The organism is Kitasatospora sp. NPDC086801, from assembly GCF_044745805.1.
Lineage (GTDB): Bacteria > Actinomycetota > Actinomycetes > Streptomycetales > Streptomycetaceae > Kitasatospora.
Genome location: NZ_JBIVAX010000113.1, coordinates 1 through 1,225, shown reverse-complemented (window position 1 = coordinate 1,225; position 1,225 = coordinate 1). Strand labels below are relative to the sequence as shown.

Here is a 1,225-nt window from a genome sequence, read left to right as displayed (position 1 = left end):
GGCCATGTTGCGTCCTGAAAGCTGGTCCAGGCTCGCGGGTGGAAGTCCCGTCCGGGTAGACACCGGAGTGCCCGGTAGCAGGTCCCGGTTCGTCGTGGAGACGCGGCGGGCTGAGCGGGATGTCAAGAGCCTCTTCGGAGGGAGCAAGCACGCGGGCCGTAGCATCAAGCGAACCTTGCAGCCTCGTCACACCAACAACGGAGAAGCCGAGCCCCTCATGTCCGGGCGAAGGCCATGTCCTGGGGGCCCTGTTCCGGGGTCAGCCCTCGGGGTTCTCCCGGGGTATGGAGGGCGGCACGTGTGCACAGTCTGGGCCGGAACAGGAGAGACCCGTCTGACCAAGCCTTTCGTCGGGCAAGAGACCGGACGTATAAGCCGATGGTGAAGTCGTCCGGAGGGCAGCGGGAGTCCGATGGGGTCGTAGTACCGCTGATCGGCGTGCAGCACAACGCGCCGGGAGGGAAGGGCCCCAACTTTGATCACGTTCGTGGCGGAGGTAAGCGCGAGGGCATGGCCGGAGAGAGACCGGTCAACTACCCCGGCGGGGGAGACCCTGTCGTAGTGGACGGGCGTGCGTCCGTCCTGAAAGTGCGAAAACTTCAACGCGGGCTATGGGCTGCGGCCAAGCAGTCTCCGGAGCGGCGTTTCCACGCCCTGTACGACCGTGTCCACCGGGGTGACGTCCTGTGGGAGGCGTGGGAGCGGGTCCGGGCCAACAGAGGGAGCGCCGGGGTGGATCGGGTCACCCTGGAGTTCGTGGAGAAGGAGTACGGGGTTCGTCGGATGCTCGGCGAACTCCAGCAATCTCTCCGCTCAGGTACGTATCGTCCCGCGCCGGTCAGGCGTGTGGACATCCCGAAACCACAGGGTGGCAAACGGCCGCTGGGTATTCCCACGGTGCGCGACAGGGTGGCCCAGCAGGCGGCGAAGATCGTGCTGGAGCCGGTGTTCGAGGCGGATTTCCTGCCGTCCTCGTACGGATACCGGCCCAAACGGTCGGCGTTGCAGGCGATGGAGCGTCTTCGGACGGGCTTCATCGAGGGCCGCTGTGTCGTCGTGGAGTTCGACATCCGCAACTTCTTCGGCGAGATCGACCACGGTCGGCTCCTCGCGGAGGTGGGGCGGCGGGTGTCGGACCGCAGGGTGCTCAAGCTGCTGCGGCTGTGGCTCCAGGCGGGTGTGATGGTGGACGGGGAACTCCGGCGGACGGTCGCCGGAACTCCCC

Annotated in this window: 1 protein-coding gene; it reads left to right on the top strand. The window is 66.8% G+C overall.

Features of this window, described 5'->3' with window-relative positions; genetic code table 11:
- Window positions 1-756: 756 nt before the first annotated feature.
- On the top strand, window positions 757-1,225 hold a 469-nt coding region (locus tag ACIPLC_RS38225), incomplete at its 3' end, for a reverse transcriptase domain-containing protein (protein WP_400477671.1).